The sequence below is a fragment of the Rhodococcus sp. WWJCD1 genome, from assembly GCF_002258735.1.
Lineage (GTDB): Bacteria > Actinomycetota > Actinomycetes > Mycobacteriales > Mycobacteriaceae > Rhodococcoides.
In genome coordinates this window covers 146326-166922 of sequence record NZ_NOXY01000031.1, presented here as the reverse complement: position 1 = coordinate 166922, position 20597 = coordinate 146326, and the positions used below count along the sequence as shown (strand labels likewise).

General features: G+C 64.3%; 21 protein-coding genes. 11 read left to right on the top strand and 10 right to left on the bottom strand.

Annotated elements, in window-relative coordinates:
• The first annotated feature begins 4 nt into the window (after nucleotides 1-4).
• Entirely contained in the window at nucleotides 5-724 is a 720-nt protein-coding gene (locus CH286_RS23805; RefSeq protein ID WP_094610548.1) for a class I SAM-dependent methyltransferase, read from the top strand.
• A 30-nt stretch (nucleotides 725-754) separates the two neighbouring features.
• Here CH286_RS23805 and CH286_RS23800 read toward each other — a convergent pair whose 3' ends face one another.
• Together CH286_RS23800 and CH286_RS23795 are read right to left on the bottom strand one after the other, a co-directional pair.
• Nucleotides 755-1597, bottom strand: coding sequence for an HpcH/HpaI aldolase/citrate lyase family protein (locus CH286_RS23800; protein WP_032403192.1), 843 nt, complete (start codon nucleotides 1595-1597; stop codon nucleotides 755-757).
• Nucleotides 1598-1699: 102 nt separating this feature from the next.
• Complete coding sequence (locus CH286_RS23795; protein ID WP_032403193.1) at nucleotides 1700-2119, bottom strand: LapA family protein; 420 nt, start codon at nucleotides 2117-2119, stop codon at nucleotides 1700-1702.
• Nucleotides 2120-2246: 127 nt separating this feature from the next.
• Between CH286_RS23795 and rlmN the strand changes: the two genes are divergently transcribed.
• Nucleotides 2247-3398 (top strand): 23S rRNA (adenine(2503)-C(2))-methyltransferase RlmN, encoded by a 1152-nt coding sequence (gene rlmN, locus CH286_RS23790; RefSeq protein WP_052058493.1) that lies wholly within the window; start codon nucleotides 2247-2249, stop codon nucleotides 3396-3398.
• Between the two features lie 7 nt (nucleotides 3399-3405).
• Here the strand turns inward: rlmN and CH286_RS23785 are convergent, their stop codons facing one another.
• Entirely contained in the window at nucleotides 3406-3675 is a 270-nt protein-coding gene (locus CH286_RS23785; RefSeq protein ID WP_094610547.1) for a DUF2631 domain-containing protein, read from the bottom strand.
• 213 nt (nucleotides 3676-3888) lie between these two features.
• Between CH286_RS23785 and puuE the strand changes: the two genes are divergently transcribed.
• A complete protein-coding gene (puuE, locus tag CH286_RS23780; protein WP_032403600.1) occupies nucleotides 3889-4788 on the top strand; it encodes an allantoinase PuuE in 900 nt (299 codons plus the stop codon).
• Nucleotide 4789: 1 nt separating this feature from the next.
• On the opposite strand, the gene CH286_RS23775 is transcribed toward puuE, so the two are convergent.
• Entirely contained in the window at nucleotides 4790-5311 is a 522-nt protein-coding gene (locus CH286_RS23775; RefSeq protein WP_052058472.1) for a DUF1990 family protein, read from the bottom strand.
• Nucleotides 5312-5380: 69 nt separating this feature from the next.
• On the opposite strand from CH286_RS23775, the gene dxr reads away from it, so the two are divergent.
• From dxr to CH286_RS23750, 5 genes are all read left to right on the top strand, one after another.
• On the top strand, nucleotides 5381-6574 hold the full coding sequence (dxr, locus tag CH286_RS23770; RefSeq protein ID WP_255182754.1) for a 1-deoxy-D-xylulose-5-phosphate reductoisomerase: 1194 nt from the start codon (nucleotides 5381-5383) through the stop codon (nucleotides 6572-6574).
• A 5-nt stretch (nucleotides 6575-6579) separates the two neighbouring features.
• On the top strand, nucleotides 6580-7803 hold the full coding sequence (locus CH286_RS23765) for a M50 family metallopeptidase (RefSeq protein ID WP_094610545.1): 1224 nt from the start codon (nucleotides 6580-6582) through the stop codon (nucleotides 7801-7803).
• 33 nt (nucleotides 7804-7836) lie between these two features.
• Nucleotides 7837-9000: a flavodoxin-dependent (E)-4-hydroxy-3-methylbut-2-enyl-diphosphate synthase gene (ispG, locus tag CH286_RS23760; protein ID WP_170944836.1), complete on the top strand. Its 1164-nt coding sequence runs from the start codon at nucleotides 7837-7839 to the stop codon at nucleotides 8998-9000.
• 121 nt (nucleotides 9001-9121) lie between these two features.
• Nucleotides 9122-9958: a GNAT family N-acetyltransferase gene (locus tag CH286_RS23755; protein ID WP_032403196.1), complete on the top strand. Its 837-nt coding sequence runs from the start codon at nucleotides 9122-9124 to the stop codon at nucleotides 9956-9958.
• An 86-nt stretch (nucleotides 9959-10044) separates the two neighbouring features.
• Nucleotides 10045-11835, top strand: coding sequence for a penicillin-binding transpeptidase domain-containing protein (locus CH286_RS23750; protein ID WP_094610640.1), 1791 nt, complete (start codon nucleotides 10045-10047; stop codon nucleotides 11833-11835).
• 23 nt (nucleotides 11836-11858) lie between these two features.
• Here the strand turns inward: CH286_RS23750 and CH286_RS23745 are convergent, their stop codons facing one another.
• Nucleotides 11859-12746 (bottom strand): LuxR C-terminal-related transcriptional regulator, encoded by an 888-nt coding sequence (locus tag CH286_RS23745; RefSeq protein ID WP_094610544.1) that lies wholly within the window; start codon nucleotides 12744-12746, stop codon nucleotides 11859-11861.
• Between the two features lie 150 nt (nucleotides 12747-12896).
• Between CH286_RS23745 and map the strand changes: the two genes are divergently transcribed.
• Both map and CH286_RS23735 read left to right on the top strand, forming a co-directional pair.
• Nucleotides 12897-13772, top strand: coding sequence for a type I methionyl aminopeptidase (gene map, locus CH286_RS23740; RefSeq protein WP_094610543.1), 876 nt, complete (start codon nucleotides 12897-12899; stop codon nucleotides 13770-13772).
• An 81-nt stretch (nucleotides 13773-13853) separates the two neighbouring features.
• Nucleotides 13854-15383, top strand: coding sequence for a cobyric acid synthase (locus CH286_RS23735; protein WP_094610639.1), 1530 nt, complete (start codon nucleotides 13854-13856; stop codon nucleotides 15381-15383).
• Here the strand turns inward: CH286_RS23735 and CH286_RS23730 are convergent.
• From CH286_RS23730 to CH286_RS23720, 3 genes are read right to left on the bottom strand one after another with little or no spacing between them, the layout of a single operon-like run.
• Nucleotides 15367-16062, bottom strand: a complete 696-nt coding sequence (locus CH286_RS23730) for an ABC transporter permease (protein ID WP_032403198.1) — start codon at nucleotides 16060-16062, stop codon at nucleotides 15367-15369. The two genes, CH286_RS23735 and CH286_RS23730, sit on opposite strands and share 17 nt — an antisense overlap.
• Nucleotides 16059-16982 (bottom strand): ABC transporter ATP-binding protein, encoded by a 924-nt coding sequence (locus CH286_RS23725; RefSeq protein WP_037151420.1) that lies wholly within the window; start codon nucleotides 16980-16982, stop codon nucleotides 16059-16061. The genes CH286_RS23730 and CH286_RS23725 overlap by 4 nt, the downstream gene beginning before the upstream one ends.
• Nucleotides 16979-17341 carry a GntR family transcriptional regulator gene (locus CH286_RS23720; protein ID WP_027496722.1) on the bottom strand — a complete coding sequence of 121 codons (363 nt, stop codon included), beginning with the start codon at nucleotides 17339-17341 and terminating at the stop codon, nucleotides 16979-16981. The genes CH286_RS23725 and CH286_RS23720 overlap by 4 nt, the downstream gene beginning before the upstream one ends.
• A 106-nt stretch (nucleotides 17342-17447) precedes the next feature.
• Between CH286_RS23720 and CH286_RS23715 the strand changes: the two genes are divergently transcribed.
• Nucleotides 17448-18014 (top strand): alpha/beta fold hydrolase, encoded by a 567-nt coding sequence (locus tag CH286_RS23715; RefSeq protein ID WP_094610542.1) that lies wholly within the window; start codon nucleotides 17448-17450, stop codon nucleotides 18012-18014.
• 10 nt (nucleotides 18015-18024) lie between these two features.
• Here the strand turns inward: CH286_RS23715 and mtr are convergent, their stop codons facing one another.
• Complete coding sequence (gene mtr / locus CH286_RS23710) at nucleotides 18025-19410, bottom strand: mycothione reductase (protein ID WP_094610541.1); 1386 nt, start codon at nucleotides 19408-19410, stop codon at nucleotides 18025-18027.
• Nucleotides 19407-20447, bottom strand: coding sequence for an alpha/beta hydrolase (locus CH286_RS23705; RefSeq protein ID WP_176458330.1), 1041 nt, complete (start codon nucleotides 20445-20447; stop codon nucleotides 19407-19409). Before CH286_RS23705 ends, mtr begins: the two co-directional genes overlap by 4 nt.
• Nucleotides 20448-20597 lie beyond the last annotated feature (150 nt).

Below are 20597 nucleotides of genomic sequence, written 5' to 3'. Positions count from 1 at the left end.
GACGATGCGCGCAGATCGCGGCGGGGTGATACCCAGTCCCAACATCTGGCACTGGCCACACTTGTACGAGGCAGAGAACCGTGCTCAAGATGTCGACGGTGCCGTGTTCGAGGCAATCAGGTCGGTCGCGAACTGGGCGTCCAAGGCAGTTGTCGACGTGGGCTGCGGAAGCGGATTTCACCTTCCGATCTTTGCCGCCGACGCCGCCGATGTGCTGGGCGTGGAGCCGCACGAACCGCTTGCGGCCGCGGCGAGATCGCGGGTGGCCGGCCTCCCGAACGTCGATGTGAAGGTCGGTCGAGCAGATTCGCTACCCGTCGCCGATGGGAGCATCGACCTCGTTCATGCCCGCACGGCGTACTTCTTCGGCCCCGGCTGCGGTCCGGGTATTCGCGAGGCGATGCGCGTCCTCCGGCCCGGCGGCGCACTGGTCGTGGTCGACCTCGACGCGACGGCGTCGCCGTACGGTGACTGGATGCGTGCGGATCTTCCGCAGTACGATCCTGCGGCCGTCGAGGCATTCTTCGATGCGCAGGGGTTCGAGCTGCTTCGCGTCGGCACCAGATGGGCGTTTCCCGACCGTCGGACCTTGCGCGAGGTAATGGGAATCGAGTTCTCCCCGCGAGTAGCGCGTATGGCAGCACGGGAGGTCGACGGACTCGCTCTGGATGTGCGCTATCGCATCCACGTTCGGTGCAAACCGGCGGGAGTCGAATTGCGCTGAGGTGGGCCCGCGCACCTCAGCGCCGGGTGATCAGGACGCGCCGGAGATTCCGAAAACCTCGGCGAGTTCGCTGATCTTGAGCGCCTTCGCCAGCCGAGGCAGGTCGCTACCGTCTTTGACGTGGGCACCGTCGGCGCCGAGAGCATCGATCACGTCGCGTGCCCAGGACACGTCCGTGGGTGAGGGTGCCAATTCGCGGTTGACGATGGCCACCTGATCGGTGTGCATGCACAGTTTGCCTGCCATGCCCATCGACAGCGTCAAGGCTGCATCGCGTCCGAGGATGCTGTCGTTCGCGGTCAACGTCGGACCGTCGATGGGTCCGGGCAGTCGTGCCACCCGTGAGGAGACGACCAGGCGCGAGCGGGGGTAGGCCATGGCCAGTGGATCGTCACTCATACCGGTGTCGCGTCGGAAGTCGCCGCTGCCGAAAGCGAGACGGAAGGTCGAATCCGCGCGGGCGATCTCGGTAGCCGCTTCGAGGCCCATGGCCGACTCGACCAACGCCAGAATCGGGGTACCGGGCGCCAGGCGGGCCGCGGTTGCCTCGACCTGGCCACCGCTTTCGGTCTTGGCGAGCATGACGCCGACCAGACCGGGGAGACCGGACAACGCGGCGAGATCGTCGGCCCAGTACGGGGTCGTTGCATCGTTGATGCGCACCCATGCGGAATTGCCCTGGCTCAGCCACTGAACAACAGCCTCGCGTGCGGCGGGCTTCTTGGCCGGAGCGACGGCGTCCTCGATGTCGAGGATGACGGCATCGACTCCCGACGCGACTGCATCGCCGAAGGTGTCGGGCTTGGTTGCGGGCACCAGCAGCCAGGAGCGCGCGCGGTCGGGGGCAACGCCGGATGCCACTGGTGTCTCCATGAAAGTTGTCACGTCATGCTCCTCGAGTGAAGTGGGGCACCCACAGCCTGATCGATTCAGTGAGTCAGCGCCAGCTTCTGTACATAGTGTTCACGAGCCGCGCTACTTCTTTTTCGCGGAGCGCCGTACCTGAAGGATTCGAGCCCCTCCCACCATGGCCATCACCAGTGCGCCCGCGATCGCGGCCAGCAACATGCTGATGCCGAGCGGAAGATCGAGCTGCCACGCGAAGATCTGCACGGTGACCGAGTCGAGGTTCTGCACGATGAACACGAGAAGAATGACCAGAACCACGGCTCCCACCACGAGGCCGGTCCACAGGGCAGCGGTGCGAGTGTGGGCGATGTCGTTCGAGGCGGCGGCCTGCCGCTCGGGAACGAACTCCGGATCGGGCGCCGAGTGACCGTCCGAATCCGGGGTGGTGATCGGAGCGAGGTCGCCCGAGGCCCTGTGTTCGCCGGGGAGGCCCGCGCTCGACTTGTCGAGCGATGTCTCGTGACTGTCTTCAGCTCTGGTGGCCATGTCGATGATCCTTCCGCACGTGGAGGTCGAATGCACGCGCATCCGGCCACGTCGCCAGTACCCGTCGCACAACGGTCGGAAACCGACGCGAATAGGACTGCGAGGCAAACGGGTGGACAATGGAGGCATGAGTGAGGCCGCCGACGCAACGAACACCTCGACCGAGCAGAAGAGACCGAATCTTCCCTTGGTCTTCACTGCGCCGCGCCGGGGCATGCCGTCGCGTCACCTCGCCGACCTGGACAAAGAGGGCCTCCGGGAGGCGGTGAAGGCGCTCGGACTGCCTGCGTTCCGGGCGGATCAGCTGGCGCGCCACTACTACGCGCGGCTCGAAGCCGACACCACCAAGATGACCGACCTTCCGGCCGAGGCTCGCGAGAAGGTCGGTGCCGATCTCTTCCCCACGTTGCTGACGCCGATCAAGCACCTGGCATGTGACGACGGTGACACTCGAAAGACCCTGTGGAAGGCCAACGACGGGACGTTGCTCGAGAGCGTTCTGATGCGATACCCGGATCGGGCGACTCTGTGCATCTCCAGTCAGGCCGGGTGCGGAATGGCCTGTCCTTTCTGTGCGACCGGCCAGGCCGGTCTGACGAGAAACCTGTCGACCGCCGAGATCGTCGACCAGGTCCGTTCGGCTGCGGCCGATCTGCGTGACGGCGTGGTTCACGGCGGCGAAGGCCGACTGTCGAACGTGGTGTTCATGGGGATGGGCGAGCCGCTGGCCAACTACAAACGCGTCGTCGCTGCAGTGCGCAAGATCGTCTCACCGGCACCCGACGGTCTGGGACTCTCCCAACGTTCGGTCACCGTGTCGACGGTCGGTCTGGCTCCGGCCATTCGCAAGTTGGCCGACGAGGGATTGTCCGTCACGTTGGCTGTGTCCTTGCACACGCCCGACGACGAGCTTCGCGACACGTTGGTTCCGGTCAACAACCGGTGGTCGGTGGCGGAGGTTCTCTCCGCCGCTCGGTACTACGCCGATCAGACCGGTCGACGCGTCTCGATCGAGTACGCGATGATCCGGGACGTCAACGATCAGCCTTGGCGAGCGGACATGTTGGGCAAGAAGCTGCACAAGGCGCTCGGATCCCGGGTTCACGTGAACCTGATCCCGCTCAATCCGACTCCGGGCAGCGAGTGGGATGCCAGCCCGAAGCCGGTGGAGCGAGAATTCGTCAGACGAGTGATTGCGCAGGGTGTCTCGTGCACGGTGCGCGACACCCGTGGCCAGGAGATCGCCGCGGCGTGCGGTCAGCTGGCAGCCGAGAACTGACCGGCAGCTAGCGGGGCTTGCGGCGAACGATCACGTCACGCACGACCAGTCCGACCAGACCGACGGCGAATCCGATCAGCCACAGGTCCTCGACCTTGCCGGTGTGGTTGCCGATGATCATGAAGAGCAGGAACGCGGCGACGACGATGGCGGCCACTCGCATCGCACGGTTCGACTCGCCACTCCATCCCCACTCGGCGGACGGCACGTCCGGAACCTCGTGACGGGTATCGACGACCTGGTCGTACGAAGCGGTTTCCAGTTCGTTGTTTGCCACCGGTCGGTCCTCTCGAGTGATGATTCACGTTGACGTGCGCACGAGGCGTCGAGGCTGCCGCGTTGCGACAATATTGGCATACGACCGCCCGTCGTAGCCATCAGGGTTGCGCTCACCCGGCGCGAGTATCTACTTCGGTGAGAGACTGCCTCGGTGACGTCCGAGCGCCTTCCGCACCCGCTGACCCAGTTTCCGCTGAGCTACCCCCGTGACATGGTCGGGTACGGCCGAACACCACCGGATGCCCAGTGGCCGGGAGAGGCGAACATCGCCGTCCAATTCGTCCTCAATTACGAGGAGGGCGCGGAGAACAATGTGCTCGACGGCGACACCAAGTCCGAGACGTTCCTGTCGGAAATGATCGGGGCACAAGCGTTTCCGAACCGTCACATGAGCATGGAGTCCCTGTACGAGTACGGATCCAGGGCAGGTGTGTGGCGAGTACTGCGAGCATTCGAGAAACGAGATCTACCTCTGACGGTGTTCGCCGTCGCGAAAGCCATGGAGCGAAATCCGGAAGTGGTTGCCGCGCTGGCAGAGCTGGGCCACGAGATCGCCTGCCACGGCCTGCGGTGGCTGTCCTATCAGCAGATCGACGAGAACGTCGAGCGCGAGCACATGGCCGAGGCCGTGGCGATCCTGACGGAGCTGACCGGCTCGGCCCCGCTGGGGTGGTACACCGGCCGCGATTCACCGAACACGCGATCACTCGTCGTCGAGCACGGCGGATTCGTGTACGACTCCGATTCCTACGCCGACGACCTGCCGTACTGGGAGAAGGTGTCCACGGGCAATGGGGCGGTCGATCACCTGGTGGTGCCGTACACCCTCGACACCAACGACATGCGATTCGCCTCACCGGGAGGCTTCTCGACCGGGGACGAGTTCTTCGCACATCTTCGGGACGCGTTCGACGTGCTCTATGCCGAAGGCGAGCACGGCAGCCCCAAGATGCTCTCGGTCGGATTGCACTGTCGACTGGTCGGCAGGCCGGCTCGTATCGCGGCCCTCGAACGGTTTCTCGATCACGTGCAATCCCACGAGAAAGTATGGGTCGCCAAGCGAATCGACATCGCCGAGCACTGGCGCGCCGTACACCCGCCCGGCTCCTGACTCAGCGCGGCGAACGGCAGGCCTTCGCCAGCGCAGTCAGATACCGGTCGGTGAACAGAGCCTGGACGCGCCTTCCCACCGGGCCGCCGAGCCTGGTGTACCAGCGGCCGGGGCTCGAGAACGCGGTGATGTGAGCGGTGACGGTTCCGTCCGCGGGGGAGTAGTCGACGTGGAACAGCTCCTCCCCGGACTCGGGATGTCCGTCGAGTGTGCCGTAGGCGAAGCCCTGTCGGTTGGCCTCGTCGATGACGTAGACGACCTTGCACGGGATACGGATCGGACCGAGCGTGAGAACGACCACCGCGTCGGGAACGGCGGAATCTTCGCTCGAATGGATCTTCAGACCGGCACCGCGATGCATGTCCCACCGCATCAGGGCATCCGCTGCGGCCAGGAAGTCGTCGAGCCCCGACCCGACCACTCGCGACCTCTCGACGTAGTGGTAACCCGCTGGGAAGGGTCCCTTCGTCGCCCCCACATCGGTGTAGTTGAACGATGCTGCGCTGTACTTCGAGACGTCCATGCCTTCCACCCTGCCAGCATCGGCGGAGCGCATAGGGGTTTCTCAGGCTCGGTAGGCAACAATGGACCGGTGCCAGACCATAGTGAGCGAACGACCACCTCGGATCGCCCCGAGCCGATTCGGGTGCTGCTGCTGGGGAGTACCGGTTCGATCGGCACCCAAGCGCTCGACGTCATCGCAGCCAACCCGGATCGCTTCGTTGTGGTCGGTCTCGCAGCGGGCGGCGGAAACATCGACCTGCTTCGTCGTCAGATCGCCGAAACCGGTGCCCAGCGTGTCGCAGTCGCCGACTCGGACGCCGCCGCCGCACTCGATTTTCCCGGAACACTCAGTGGGCCACGGGCAGTCACCGAGCTCGTCGAGACGACTCCGGCTGACGTCGTGCTCAATGCGCTGGTGGGTTCGCTCGGTCTCGAACCGACGCTCGCGGCGCTGAAAACCGGTGCCCGGCTCGCATTGGCCAACAAGGAATCACTGGTGGCGGGCGGCGAGCTCGTACTGGCCGCTGCCGCCCCCGGGCAAATCGTGCCGGTCGACTCGGAGCACTCCGCCTTGGCGCAGTGCCTACGAAGCGGCACCCGCAGCGAGGTGGATCGGTTGATCCTGACTGCGTCGGGTGGACCGTTCCGAGGGTGGACCGAGACCGAACTGAAGTCGGTCACCCCGAAGCAGGCCGCGGCCCATCCCACCTGGTCGATGGGTCCGATGAACACCTTGAACTCGGCGACCCTGGTGAACAAGGGGCTCGAGTTGATCGAGGCGCATCTGCTCTTCGGAGTGCCCTACGACAAGATCGACGTGACCGTTCACCGGCAATCCATCGTGCATTCCATGGTCACGTTCGTCGATGGCTCCACCATCGCCCAGGCCAGCCCGCCGGACATGAAGCTGCCGATCGGTCTGGCGCTCGGGTGGCCCGATCGGGTGCCCGATGTCGCTCGCGCACTCGACTTCACCTCGGCGTTCTCCTGGGACTTCGAGCCGCTGGACGATCGAGTGTTTCCCGCCGTACAGCTCGCACGCGAGGCCGGCATTCTGGGTGGTTGCACGACTGCGGTGTACAACGCGTCCAACGAGATCGCGGCGGAGGCATTCTTGGCCGGGCACATCGAATTCCCGCAAATCGTGCACACGGTACGCGCGGTGGTCGACGACGGCAGGGCGGACTGGTCTGCGGTGCCGACTACCGTGGACGATGTTCTCGCGGCGGATTCCTGGGCTCGCGCACATGCGCGTGAGCTCCTGAAGCAGAAGGGCCTCTGACTCACATGGTGTTCGCACTCGGCGTCGTGCTGTTCGCCATCGGCATCGGTGTGTCGATCGCACTGCACGAGGCAGGACACATGTGGACCGCAAAAGCGCTCGGCATGAAGGTCCGTAGGTATTACATCGGTTTCGGTCCCAAGATTTTCTCCTTCCGGCGCGGCGAGACCGAGTACGGCCTCAAGGCGATTCCAGCCGGAGGATTCTGCGACATCGCCGGAATGACGGCGATCGACGAGCTCGCACCCGACGAAGTCGAGCGAGCCATGTATCGCCAGAAGACGTGGAAGCGGATCGTCGTCATGGTCGGCGGCATCGCGATGAACTTCGTGCTCGGCATCGTGCTGGTGTACGCGTTGGTGCTCGGCTGGGGCACCCCGGATCGGGTGACGCCGCCGACCGTCCAGGTCAGCGGTGTCGTGTGCATCGCACCCTCGCAAACCGAGGACGGCGAACTCGCGCCGTGCTCGGGAGCGAGCCCGGCTGAGCAAGCGGGGCTCCGTAAGGGCGACGTGGTCACCGCAGTGAACGGCGAGCCGGTGCAGTACTGGTCCGAGGTCGTCGAAACTGTGCAGGCGTCGTCGGGGCCGTTGGATCTGACCGTCGAGCGAGACGGTTCGTCGCTGGACCTGACTATCCCGGTGACCGAGGTTCAGCGCTACGTCACCGATCCGGACACCGGAGCCAAGGAGTCCACGACCGTAGGCGCGGTCGGCGTCAGCGGTTCCACGATCGCGCCGCCGAATGTTCGGTACAACCCGATCGAGGCGGTACCCGAGACGTTCGTCTTCACCGGCGACATCTTCGTCCAGACCGGCAAAGCGCTCGTGCAGCTTCCCACCAAGGTGCAGGCGCTGTGGGAGTCGATCTTCGGTGGCGAACGTGGCCTCGACACCCCGATGAGCGTCGTGGGTGCGAGCGTGATCGGAGGTCAGGCCGCCGAGAACGACAACTGGGCAACCTTCGTGGGACTGCTCGCCTCGTTGAACTTCTTCCTCGGAGCGTTCAACATCGTTCCGTTGTTGCCGCTCGACGGTGGACACATCGCCGTGACCATCTACGAGCGCATCCGCAACATCTTCCGCAACCGCCGCGGCCTACCCGACGGCGCTCCGGTGGACTACATGAAACTCATGCCGGTCACCTACGTGGTCATCGTCGTTTTCATCGGGTTCTCCTTGTTGACGCTCACGGCGGACATCGTCAACCCCATTCAGATCTATCAGTAGACTCGTCAGTCGTAGCTAGGAAAGAAGGCCACTGTGACCGTGTCAGTCGGATTGGGAATGCCGGCACCGCCGGTGCCCGTGCTCGCGCCACGTCGAAAGACCAGGCAGCTCCAGGTCGGCACGGTGGGAGTGGGTAGTGACAGCCCCATCTCGGTGCAGTCCATGTGCACCACCAAGACTCACGACATCAACGCCACGCTGCAGCAGATCGCCGAGCTGACGGCGTCGGGCTGCGACATCGTGCGTGTGGCGTGCCCCACACAGGACGACGCCGATGCGCTGTCGATCATCGCCAAGAAGAGCCAGATCCCGGTGATCGCCGACATCCACTTTCAGCCCAAGTACATCTTCGCCGCTATCGATGCGGGCTGCGCCGCGGTCCGCGTCAATCCCGGCAACATCAAGGAATTCGACGGTCGCGTCAAGGAAGTCGCCAAGGCCGCAGGCGATGCGAACATCCCGATCCGCATCGGTGTGAACGCTGGATCCCTCGATCCCCGCCTGATGAAGAAGTACGGCAAGGCCACTCCCGAGGCACTCGTCGAGTCGGCGCTGTGGGAGGCCGGACTGTTCGAAGAACACGGATTCGGCGATATCAAGATCTCCGTCAAGCACAACGACCCTGTCGTGATGGTCGCCGCGTACGAGCAGCTCGCCGCGCAGTGCGACTACCCGCTGCACCTCGGCGTCACCGAGGCCGGGCCCGCGTTCCAGGGGACCATCAAGTCCGCAGTCGCCTTCGGTGCGTTGCTGTCCAAGGGGATCGGCGACACCATTCGCGTCTCCTTGTCGGCACCGCCTGCGGAGGAGATCAAGGTGGGCAACCAGATTCTGCAGTCCTTCAATCTCCGCCCCCGCAAGCTCGAGATCGTCTCGTGCCCGTCCTGTGGGCGTGCGCAGGTCGACGTCTACACCCTCGCCGACGAGGTCACTGCGGGCCTCGAAGGCATGGAGATCCCGCTGCGCGTTGCCGTGATGGGCTGCGTCGTCAACGGACCGGGCGAGGCGCGTGACGCTGATCTGGGCGTGGCATCGGGCAACGGCAAGGGCCAGATCTTCGTCAAGGGCAAGGTCATCAAGACCGTGCCCGAGGCGCAGATAGTGGAGACCTTGATCGAGGAAGCAATGCGCATCGCCGAGGAATTCGAGAAGGACGAGTCTGCAGACGGTGGCGCTCCGGTGGTGACCGTCAGCTGAGCAGGACGAACCCGGTCGTCATCCGGTTTGTCGCACTGCCACCGGGGGAACACGTTCTCTGGAATGATTCGGTGCACGCTCGGTCGATGTGTACGCGGTAGGTGGGTCAGGAGGTCGGTAGGTGCTCAAGCTCCTCGGTGCGAAGCCTCTCGGTAATCGAGACACCGCACACGTGCTGCGCGTGCTCGACGCCGACCCGGTCGCGACCTGCATGGTTGCCGCCCGGGTGCAAGAATCCGGACTGGATCCCAGGTCGTTTCACGGTGAGATGTGGAGTAGGGGCGGCCCGGACGAATCGTTGTGCTTCTACGGAGCGAACCTCGTCCCACTGCTCGGATCGGGCGACGACCTCCGGTCGTTCGCAGACCGTGCGTGCCGCGGCCCCCGATTGTGTTCCTCGCTGGTCGGGCGGGCCGAACTGACGCTGCCGCTGTGGGAGATGCTCGAGACCGACTGGGGCCCCGCCCGGGAGGTCCGCGGTGAGCAACCACTGCTGGCCACGTCGGTGCGCTCGTCTTTGCCACCCGATCCTCAGGTCCGTCTCGTTCGACCCGACGAGCTCGACGTGTATCTCACTGCGGCCGTCGCCATGTTCATCGAGGAAGTCGGAGTCGACCCCCGGCAGAACGACGGCGGCCGTGGATACAGACGCCGGATCTCGAGTCTCATTGCGGCGCAGCGCGCCTGGGCTCGATTCGAGGACGGCCGAGTGGTGTTCAAGGCCGAGATCGGATCGCAGTCGGCGACGGTGGGCCAGATTCAGGGCGTGTGGGTACACCCCGACCGGCGTGGACACGGTCTCGGTGCGTCCGGTACCGCCGCAGTGGTCGACTCGGTCGTTCGTCAGGGCCGCACCGCCAGCCTGTACGTCAACAGCTTCAACTACGTCGCCCGGCGGGCGTACGCGAAAATCGGGCTGACTCAGGTGGCAACCTTCACCACGGTATTGCTCGATTAGCTTGTCGCGAACCGCGTTTCGTTGCCATCGGTCAGGGGTGCGCCCTATTACGATGGGGCGCAATGAGATCACGTGGTGCAACCGAGATGCGGTATCGAGTCGGCGTGGTGCTGGCGATCGGAGCCGTGGTTGCTGCCTCGCTCACCGGGTGTACCCCGAAGCCCGACGGCCCGGAGCCCGCGGCCCAGGCATTTCTTGCCGCCTTCGAGTCCAATGACATCGCAGCCGCCGCAGCGGACACCGACAAGCCTGATGCTGCCGCCACCGCACTGACCGAGGCGTGGACCAATCTGCAGGCCGAGTCCTTGGACGCGCAGACGACGTCGGTGCAGGTCGACGGAGATACCGCCACAGTCGGTTACACGTACACGTGGCAGCTGCCGAAGGACCGGGTGTGGACCTACGACGGTCAGCTGAACATGGGGCGCAGCGAGGGCGACTGGGTGGTGCGCTGGACGGCGTCGGACATCCATCCCAAGCTCGGAGACACTCAAACCATGTCGCTGCGCTCGACGGCGGCCCCGAGGGCCCGCGTCAACGAGCGTTCCGGAACCGACGTTCTGGTGCCCGGTGTCGTGCATCGAATCAAGTTCGACGCAGCGAATGCGAACAATGTGGTGGCATCGGCGACTGCGCTGTCGACGCTGCTGACTCCGTTCGACGCGTCGATCACGGCTCAGTCCATCGTGGAGTCGGCCACCTCGGTCGACGGCGACTATCCGGTGGCGTTGCTGCGTGAGAGCGACTTTCAGCCCATCTCGGCCGCGCTCACCGAGATTCCCGGTGTCACGGCATCCGACGAGTCGGATCTGGTGTCCACCGACCCCACGTTCGCGCCGGATCTGGTGGGTCAGGTCAAGAAGGCCGTCATCGACGAGGTCGACGGTCAGGCGGGCTGGAGCGTGGTGACCAGCAACCGCAACGGCGTCGACGTCGACGTTCTGACCGATACTCCGCCGCAGCCCGCTCCATCCTTCTCGATCAGCCTCGATCGCAATATCCAGGTCGCGGCGCAGCGAGCAGTGAACGCGCGCACCGAGCAGGCGATGACGGTGGTCATTCAACCGTCGACGGGTGCGATCCTGGCGGTAGCGCAGAACCCGGCTGCCGACCGGGACGGACCGGTGGCGTCCGCCGGTCTCTACCCGCCCGGATCGACGTTCAAGATCATCACCGCCGGCGCTGCCATTTCGAGCGGACTGGCGACCCCGGGCAGTACCGTTCCGTGTCCGGGTCGCATCGAGATCGGCGAGCGCAGTGTGCCCAACTACAACGAGTTCGCGCTCGGCGACGTGACGATGAGTACCGCGTTCACTCGATCGTGCAACACCTCGTTCGCGAAACTGGCCAGCGAGATGTCGCCCGACGCGTTGACCGTCGCGGCATCTCAGTTCGGCGTCGGCCCGGATTACGACGTCGTCGGGCTGCCGACCGACTCGGGTTCGGTGCCCCCGGCGGACGAGCTCGTCCAACGGACCGAGGACGGCTTCGGGCAGGGCAAGGTGGTCGTCTCCACCTTCGGCATGGCCTTGGCCGCGGCGACGGTGGCCCACGGTTCGACTCCGGTGCCGAACCTGTTGGTGGGACGCGACACGGTGATCACCGGTGATCACCCGCCGATCGAACCGGCGATGGTCGACGGACTACGCGGGATGATGCGATCGGTGGTCACCAGCGGTACGGCCGAGCGCATCGCAGACCAGGGTGAGGTCTACGGAAAGACCGGTGAGGCCGAGGTCGAGGGCGGCTCGCACTCGTGGTTCGTCGGCTATCGAGGCGACATTGCGTTCGCCACGCTCGTGGTGCGCGGGGGCAGCTCGGACAACGCTGTCGCGGTGACCCGGGAGATGTTCGAGCAGCTGCCGCCGGGGTACTGAGAGCGACCGGCCGGTGCGGCGGGTCAGGACGTCACGATGCCCAGCCGACGGCACGCTACCACGGCTTCGTATCGGGTATGCGACTCGGTTTTTCGCATCACGCTCCGCAGGTACGACTTGACCGTTTCGGCACCGATCGACAGGCGCTGTGCAACCTCGATGTTGGTGCAGCCCAACGCAACCTGTGAGATCACGTCGATTTCGCGTGGTGTCAACAGGGGTGGAGACTGCGGTACGGTGCCGTCCGGCTGTATCTCTGTGGACGACACTCCCTGGCCGAGGGTCGCTGCCATGCGAGCAGTGACCAGATCGAGTCTGCGCCGGATCTTCTCGTCACCCACGGACCGAGCGAGATCGGCCAGCTCCTCGTGAACGCTGCGCAGTTCGGCGGCCCGCGACAGGTCCGATTCGACAATCGAACGGGTGGTCGCCAGTAGACGAACCCTGCGGTCGACCTCGTCGCGAACGGCGATCTCCTGCCCGAGGCGTCGCGCGGCTGCCGTCATGATGTCGCCGACGCGATCGCCGAGCGGGCCTCGCTCGCGTACCGCGGCATACATCACTATCCGAGCGACTCCCGCCACCACCACAGGCATCGCGAGGATCGATTTGAGGCCTTCGCCGAGCACCGGTCGATCGAAGTGATGGGTGATCGACATGGACGATCCGTAATCGCTCACGGCTGCCGGTCTGCGCTGCTCCATGACGCGTCCACCGAGGCCCGACCGGGGTGGGATGGCGAGTCCGTCGAGACCACGGGTGCGGGTGCCCTGGAACTCGCTCAGATACAGAGTCTCCGAAGAGACTTCGCCGCCGAACACGACGGGCACATTCGACGTTGCCGCCACCTGGCGTAGTTCGGCGCGCAGAGCGTCGCCGTCACGAGGGCGCAGCAGATTCGAATGAACCATGGTCCTTCCCTCCTTCGAGTCGGCAATCAGCGTCGGCAGTCGGCATTGAACGTGACCCAGATCATATCCGCTCGAGAGAACGATGATTCGATTGCCCGGGCATCCTGCGCTGGGCGGAGTGTCGGTACGGGGCCGACTACTCTGGGGCACATGTCTGTGACCGCCGAGAGCAAGCCCCGTCAGCCACTCGTACCAGGCGTCGTATCGCCCGTCCTCGCGGTGCCCAAGTCGATCGAGCGGCCCGAGTATGCGTGGAAGTCGACTGTCGCCGAAGGCAGCGAACCGTGGGTGCAGACTCCCGAGGTCATCGAGAAGATGCGGGTGGCATCGAAGATTGCGGCCAGGGCCCTACAGGAAGCGGGCCGGGCGGTGGCACCGGGAGTGACGACCGACGAGCTCGACCGCATCGCTCACGAGTACATGATCGATCACGGCGCATACCCGTCGACGTTGGGCTACAAGGGTTTTCCGAAGTCGTGCTGCACCTCGCTCAACGAGGTCATCTGTCACGGCATCCCCGACTCGACGGTGATCGAGGACGGCGACATCGTCAACATCGACGTCACCGCGTACATCGACGGAGTACACGGCGATACCAACGCAACGTTTTTGGCCGGCAACGTCTCCGAGGAGGCCCGCCTACTCGTCGAGCGCACGCACGAGGCCACCATGCGGGCCATCAAGGCCGTCAAGCCGGGTCGCGCACTGAACGTGGTGGGCCGCGTCATCGAGTCGTATGCGCACCGGTTCGGGTACGGAGTGGTCGAGGATTTCACCGGACACGGCATCGGTACCACCTTCCACAACGGTCTCGTCGTTCTGCACTACGACCAGCCGTCGGTGGACACCGTCATCGAGCCGGGAATGACCTTCACGATCGAACCGATGATCAACCTGGGCACGATCAACGCCGAGATTTGGGACGACGGCTGGACGGTGGTCACACACGACAAGAAGTGGACCGCGCAGTTCGAGCACACCCTTGTGGTCACCGAGACGGGCAGCGAGATTCTGACCCTGCCGTGAGCGGAGCCCGCGGAGTGAACAGAAAACCAATGCCGTGAGCGGAGCCTGCGGAGTGAACAGAAAAAAACGAATGCCGTGAGTCTGAAAGGTGCCCTGCTGGTTGCAGGGACGACGTCGGATGCTGGTAAGAGCGTGTTGGTTGCCGGTCTGTGTCGCATGTTGGCGAGACGGGGCGTGCGAGTGGCTCCGTTCAAGGCGCAGAACATGTCCAACAATTCGGTGGTCACGCTCGACGGCGGTGAGATCGGTCGGGCGCAGGCGATGCAGGCGGCGGCCTGCGGCCTCGAGCCGAGTGTCCGCTTCAATCCGGTGTTGCTCAAACCAGGAAGCGACCGGACCTCGCAGTTGGTGGTGCGCGGGCGCGCGGTGGCGCAAGTGAGTGCGAGCAACTACATCGAGCATCGGACAGCGCTGCGAACCGTGGTGGCCGACGAGCTGGCCTCTCTGCGTGCAGAATTCGATGTGGTGATCTGCGAGGGAGCGGGTTCGCCCGCCGAGATCAATCTGCGTGCAACCGATTTGGCCAATATGGGACTGGCGACGGCGGCTGCTCTGCCGGTGATCGTGGTGGGCGACATCGACCGCGGGGGAGTGCTCGCCCACCTGTTCGGCACTGTTGCCGTGCTGTCTCCGGAAGATCAGGCGCTCGTCGCGGGATTCGTGATCAACAAGTTTCGAGGCGATCCGGCGCTGTTGGCACCTGGTCTCGATCAGTTGCGTGCACTGACCGGGCGGCCGACGTACGGAGTCGTTCCGTTCGCGGACGGATTGTGGATGGATGCGGAGGATTCCCTCGGTACGGTTGCCGACGCTCCGGTGGGCAGGCCGCGTCCTCCCGTCGGGTCCCAGTGGCTACGGGTGGCGGCGGTGCGGTTGCCGAGAATCTCCAATACGACCGATGTCGAGGCGCTGGCGTGCGAGCCCGGAGTGTCGGTGCACTGGGTCACCGAGCCCTCTCGGCTCGACGATGTGGATCTGGTGGTCGTCCCCGGCAGCAAGTCCACGGTGTCGGATCTGGAGTGGTTGCGGCGCAGCGGTCTTGCTCGTGCCATTTCCGAGCGCGCCGCCGCGGGTCGGCCGGTTCTGGGTATCTGCGGCGGATACCAGATGCTCGGTCGAACCATCTCGGACGCGGTGGAGTCGGGTGTCGGTGTCGTCGAGGGGCTGGGTCTGCTCGATCTCGATATCGAGTTCGCAGCCGACAAGGTACTCGCGCAGGTGACGGGTCGGGCACAGCGGTTCAGCGCACATTCTTTGTCCGGGTACGAGATTCATCATGGACGAGTTGTTCGTAGCGGGGACGATGCACTGCTGACTGCAGCGTCGGGTGTTCGCGAGGGCAGTGTGCGTGGCAGCGTCGTCGGAACTCACTGGCACGGCCTTCTCGAGTCCGACGATTTCAGACGATCCTTCCTTGCCTGGGTAGCGGCGAAGTCGGGTCGCGAGGGATTTCTGGTGGCCCCTGCTACGTCGGTCGCGGCACTGCGGGAGCAGCAGTTGGACCTGCTGGCCGATCTTGTGGAAGATAACCTCGACGTCGACGCCGTACTCGATCTTATCGAGCACGGCGTCGACCCTGCGTTGAAAAAGATTGTCACGCAGTTGCTTTGAGAAGTCCGACCCAGCTGGCTGCGGACAGCACCGCGGTGATGATCAAGGGGATGATCACGAGCAGCAGGATGCGTGGGGTGTCGGTGAAGAAGCTTCCGACGTTGGGCCACCAATTCTGCCAGGTCACGAGTACCGAGCCGCCGCCGAAGAGCACGAGCGCACCGAGTCCGAGGGTGAACAGGCCATTGGTGCGGTAGCGCCGGTAGACGACGCCGATGAATGCGCCGATCCCGCCGATCAACAGCAATCCGGTCACCAGAGTTGCCCACTGTAGAACTTCGTTGTCGGTCGCATAGCGGGCGAGGCCGAACATGCGAAGCTTCTTCCCGAAGCCTCCCGTCGCGGCCTCGACTACCGACAACAGGTACACGATGGTGCCGATCGCGACCGATTGTGTGATACCCACGAGAGCTGTGGCACTGAGGAATTCGCGCCGTGTGACACTCAGGCCGAGCGCGTACGGAAAGCATTGTGTGATAGCGGTGATATAGAACGCGATCCCGAATCCGTACACGGAGAACACTCCACCGGTGAAGGTGAACTCGGATTCGTTCACGGGAACCACGAGGAAGATGCCGTACGTGATCACGAAGACGACCGCGAGAATTCCCAGTGGCCACGCGAATGTGGTTGCCCAGGAGGTGTTGTGGATTCGAGCGACGTTCAGTATTCGTTTCATGACGCTGCCTCCTCGCTTGCGACATTGGTGCGTTCGATGATCAACTGCTGCAATGGAATTGCTTCGATAGTGAGCCCCGCTGCGGCACCGTCCGATTTTTGTCTGTCGGTGAGTCGGCCGTCGATCGTCGCCCGCGCGCTGGCTCCGAGGCTGGTTCGGTGCAGAGTTCTGTGTCCCGAGATGAACGAGTCGACCGCCTTGGCGGGACCGGTGATCTCGAATGCGCCCTCGCGCAGCGCATCCGAGTCGGCGTCGAGCACGATTCTGCCCTTGTCGATGAGGATCACGTGTTCGATCAGATCACTGACCTCGTCGATCAAATGGGTGGACAGGATCACTGTCCTGGGATTCTCGGCGTAGTCGGCCAGCAATCTGTCGTAGAACATGTGACGCGAGACCGCGTCCAGGCCCAAGTAGGGCTCGTCGAAAAAGGTCAGTGGTGCACGCGACGCGAGTCCGATGACGATTCCGAGAGCCGACGTCATTCCTCGCGAGAGCTTCTTGATCTTGCGGCCCAGGGGCAGGTCGAAGTCCCGCAGTAATTCGGCCGCGAAGTCGTCGTCCCAGTGCGGAAGAATGTGGGATGCCTGCGAGATGGCGTTCTTCACCTTCAGATCGTCCGGATACTTCTGGCTTTCCTTGACGAAGCACACGTGACTCAGGGCATGTGGGTTCTCCCACGGCCGCTGTCCGAGTACCGACACTTCGCCGGCGCTCTGGCGCATCTGCGCGGTCATCATCTGCATGACGGTGGTCTTGCCCGCGCCGTTGCGGCCGAGAAAGCCGTAGATCTTGTTCCGTTCTATCTCGAAACTGACATCGTCGACAGCGGTGAACGTGCCGAACTTCTTGGTCAGGTGAGTGGCCGACGCGGCGATGGTGCCGGGTTCGCCGATCGAGCCGAGAGTGTGGACGCTCATCGTGCTGCCTCCCAGTTGTCGAGCATGGTCTTGAGTTCGTCGACGGTCATGCCGAGCTTGCGTGCCTCGGTGACCAACGGATCGATGTACTGACGGGCGAAGAGGTCGCGGCGACGGAACCGGAGAGCGTCGCGAGCCCCTGTGGTGACGAACATGCCGATTCCTCGCTTCTTGTAGACGACGCCGTCGGCGACGAGTTTGGCGAGCCCCTTGCCCGCGGTTGCCGGATTGATTCGATGGAACGCGGCGAGCTCGTTCGTCGAAGGGACCTGCTCTTCCTCGGCCAACGATCCGTCGATGATGGAGTTCTCGACGAGCTCGGCGATCTGCAAGAAGATCGGCCTGCCCTCGTCCATCAGAACTGCCGCCGATGCGTGGAGGTTGATTGCCTCACTGGTTCATTACTCATGTAACTAACCATAGAACCGATGCGGAGCATGCGCAAGAGGCAGTACCGTCGTCGTCATGGAGTTCACGCATGTGAGTGCTGCGGGCGGGCAATGTTCGGTGCGAGTGGCGGGCCCCGACAGCAGGCACGCCGTCCTGTTGCTTCCCGACGCAGGTGATCCGGTGGATGTGTACGACGCAGTCAGTGAACGGCTGCACAACTCGGATCTGAAAACCGTTGCGCTGGAAAGCATCGACGGCGTGAGCGACGAGGCCATCCTGGCTGTTCTCGACGAGCTGAAGCTCTCGTGGGTGCACCTCGTCGGCAGCGGCGCGGGCGCAGAACCTGCGTGGACGCTGGCCGCGAAAACCTTCGGACGGTTCGCCAGCCTGATCGCGGTGAACCGTTGCCACCCCGCAATCGCGGACGAGCAGGGCACCGTCCGCGCGGCGGATTGCCCCCCTGTCGAGCTACCGACGACATTGCTCGTCGGGTCCTCGTTGGGTCGCGCATCCGCCGACGCGAGTGGCCGGTTCGTCTACTCGGATTTCCGAGTGGTTCAGCTCGACGGGGCCCGGAACATCCCCGTCGACGCATCGGCCGAGCTGGCCACCGAGATCGTGCTCCGCACCAGTCCCTGGTAGACGGTCGAAATTACAGTTCGAGACCGAGCAGAGCGTTCTCGACCACCTCGGGCAGTCCTGGATGAATCCAGTACTGGCCCCGAGCCATGTCCTGGGCAGACAACCCGAAGCTCATGGCCTGGATGAGTGGCTGAATCACCGTGGGTGCCTGTGCGCCGATGATGTGAGCTCCGAGGATCTTGCCGGTCCCCTTTTCGGCAATGATCTTGCACAGACCTTCGCTGTCCTCCATCGCCCAGCCGTAGGCGACGTCGCCGTAGTTCTGCACTTTGACGGTGATGTCCAACCCCGCGTCGCGGGCTTGTTCCTCGGTCATGCCCACCTCGGCGATCTGTGGATCGGTGAACACCGCCGCAGGAACGAACCGATGGTCGTACTCGCGCAGTGTCGAGGTGTCGCCGTGCCACGCGTCCTGCAGCAGGTTGTACTGCACGGCCCGAGCTTCCTGGTTGGCCACGTGCTTGAGCTGGTAAGGGGACGAGACGTCGCCGAGTGCGAACACTCCCTCGGCCGTGGTGCGGCCGAATTCGTCCACCACGATGCGGCCCTCGTCATCGAGCTCGATGCCTGCCGTGCCCAGATCGAGTCTGTCTCCGTTCGGTTCCCGGCCCACGGCGACGAGAAACGCGTCGCCCAGGACCTTGGTGCCGTCGGCCAGTTCGACGCCGTGCAGCGTCCCCTCGGTCACAGCACGGGTCTCGCCGGCGTCGAGATGGACGTCCCACTTGGCGCGCGCCAGTTCGGTGAAGCGCTTGGAGATATCGGCGTCGAGCGCGCGTAGGAGCCCGTCCTTCCTGGCGACGATCGAGACCTTGGACCCGAGGGCCGAGAACACGTGCGCGAATTCTGCTGCGATGTAACCGGATCCGAGAATCACCAGATGCTCGGGAAGCTCCGGCAGTCGCATCACGTCACTGTTGGTGTGATAGGAGACACCCGAATCGGCAATGGCCTGTGGCACCGTCGGACGTGACCCGGCCGCAATGACAACCTGGTCGGCGGTGATGACGGTGCCGGTGCCGGTGTCGATCGTGCGGGGGCCGACGAACGTCGCGTGGCCCTCGAACAACGTGACGTTGGGGCTGCCCTCGGCGCGGTATCGCTTACCGCCCTCGGAGATGGGGTCGATCCGTCCGAAGACGCGGTCGACGATGTCCCGCCAGCGCACCGCGTCGACGTGGGCGTCGACTCCGTACTTCGCCGAGTCTCGCACCGTCCGAGCGACTTCGGCTGCATAGACGAACATCTTGGTGGGGATGCACCCGACGTTGAGGCACGTGCCACCGAACGTGGAATTCTCCTCGAGCAGAGCGATCTTCTTGTTGTCGAAGCGTGAATCGGCGATCGAGTTTCCCGATCCGGAGCCGATGATCGCGATGTCGAAATGCTCGGTCATGAAATGTGCCCGCTCTCGCTGTGGTCCTTGCCCGACGCATGGTCGGTGCTCTCTCCTCGGTGCAACCACTCGAGCCATTCGTCCATTTCCTCGAATGCCCGTACCCGTGGGCCCTCGGTGGACAGAAACACGTCGTGGCGGGCTCCCTCGATGGGCACGATCGTCGTACGGTCGCCCAGGCAACCGGCCCACCGCGCGATCTGTCGAACGTCCAGAACGGCATCCGCGGCGTCGACGGCCGAGCTGTAACGGCGGGAGAAGTGCGTCACCTTCGACCGAAGAATCAGCGAGGGAATGCCGATGTCGAGGCCCCGGTGCAGCTCGGCGTGTCCGTGGCGGACAGCGCGAATCCACCCGAAGGTGATGGGAAAGCCCGCGAGCGGTTTCCAGTCGAGGTCGTAGTCCCATTCGCCGTTCTCCGACGCAGCGAGCGACAGCCCGTATGTGTCGAGCCCGCTACCGGGGACCTGCGTCTTGGATCGGAATCGGCCGATCACATCGATCGCTGCGGTGCCGACACTGCGAATGGCGGGTGGGCCCTGCAGGTCGAACCACGGGCTGTTGAGAACGACTCCTGCCAAGCCCGATCCGGCCGACCCGCCTTCCTGACGGTTGAGGCGGTTCAGCCACAGGGGGAGAACGAGGCCGCCCGTGGAGTGCGCCATCAGCAGCACCGAGGCGTCCGCGCGCTCGGCTCGTACCAGGCTCAGTGCTTCGTTCAACTCGGCGTCGTACATCGCCAGATCGGTCACGAAATGCGCAGTCTGGCCCTCGCGGCGCGAACGCCCGCACTTACGCAGGTCGAGGGCGTAGAACGCGTATCCCTTCGCCGCGAAGTGCTCGGCGATGTGTCGCTGGAAGAAGTAGTCGGTGAAACCGTGAACGTAGATCACCGCACGCTCGAAGTTCGAGGCACCGGACGGTTGATACCGCACCAGAGTGGCCTCGACCTGCCCCTCTCCGTCCGGATCGTCACCGAGTGGAATGGTCGTCTGTTCGTAGCCGTCGCCGAGGACGTCGGGCACCCAGGTAGTCACAGATCACAACTGTAGTGGGCGCCGTGAGCGGCGTCCGAGGAGCACAATCGAGAGCAGGTTGACGTGGTGTCCGATGGGGTAGGCCCAGCTAGTAACCTGACCGCATCGGGTGAATAGCCCTCTACAGCAGAGTTCTCCGGTCGAGACCTC

Excerpts from the sequence above, each read along its gene's own strand:
- puuE (WP_032403600.1), top strand. The coding sequence starts at position 3,889 with ATGGTCGGGTACGGCCGAACACCACCGGATGCCCAGTGGCCGGGAGAG.
- map (WP_094610543.1), top strand. The coding sequence starts at position 12,897 with ATGTCTGTGACCGCCGAGAGCAAGCCCCGTCAGCCACTCGTACCAGGC.
- CH286_RS23795 (WP_032403193.1), bottom strand. The coding sequence starts at position 2,119 with ATGGCCACCAGAGCTGAAGACAGTCACGAGACATCGCTCGACAAGTCG.
- CH286_RS23730 (WP_032403198.1), bottom strand. The coding sequence starts at position 16,062 with ATGAAACGAATACTGAACGTCGCTCGAATCCACAACACCTCCTGGGCA.
- mtr (WP_094610541.1), bottom strand. The coding sequence starts at position 19,410 with ATGACCGAGCATTTCGACATCGCGATCATCGGCTCCGGATCGGGAAAC.
- rlmN (WP_052058493.1), top strand. The coding sequence starts at position 2,247 with ATGAGTGAGGCCGCCGACGCAACGAACACCTCGACCGAGCAGAAGAGA.
- CH286_RS23775 (WP_052058472.1), bottom strand. The coding sequence starts at position 5,311 with ATGGACGTCTCGAAGTACAGCGCAGCATCGTTCAACTACACCGATGTG.
- CH286_RS23715 (WP_094610542.1), top strand. The coding sequence starts at position 17,448 with ATGGAGTTCACGCATGTGAGTGCTGCGGGCGGGCAATGTTCGGTGCGA.
- CH286_RS23750 (WP_094610640.1), top strand. The coding sequence starts at position 10,045 with ATGCGGTATCGAGTCGGCGTGGTGCTGGCGATCGGAGCCGTGGTTGCT.
- CH286_RS23805 (WP_094610548.1), top strand. The coding sequence starts at position 5 with ATGCGCGCAGATCGCGGCGGGGTGATACCCAGTCCCAACATCTGGCAC.
- CH286_RS23745 (WP_094610544.1), bottom strand. The coding sequence starts at position 12,746 with ATGGTTCATTCGAATCTGCTGCGCCCTCGTGACGGCGACGCTCTGCGC.
- CH286_RS23765 (WP_094610545.1), top strand. The coding sequence starts at position 6,580 with ATGGTGTTCGCACTCGGCGTCGTGCTGTTCGCCATCGGCATCGGTGTG.
- CH286_RS23725 (WP_037151420.1), bottom strand. The coding sequence starts at position 16,982 with ATGAGCGTCCACACTCTCGGCTCGATCGGCGAACCCGGCACCATCGCC.
- CH286_RS23800 (WP_032403192.1), bottom strand. The coding sequence starts at position 1,597 with ATGGAGACACCAGTGGCATCCGGCGTTGCCCCCGACCGCGCGCGCTCC.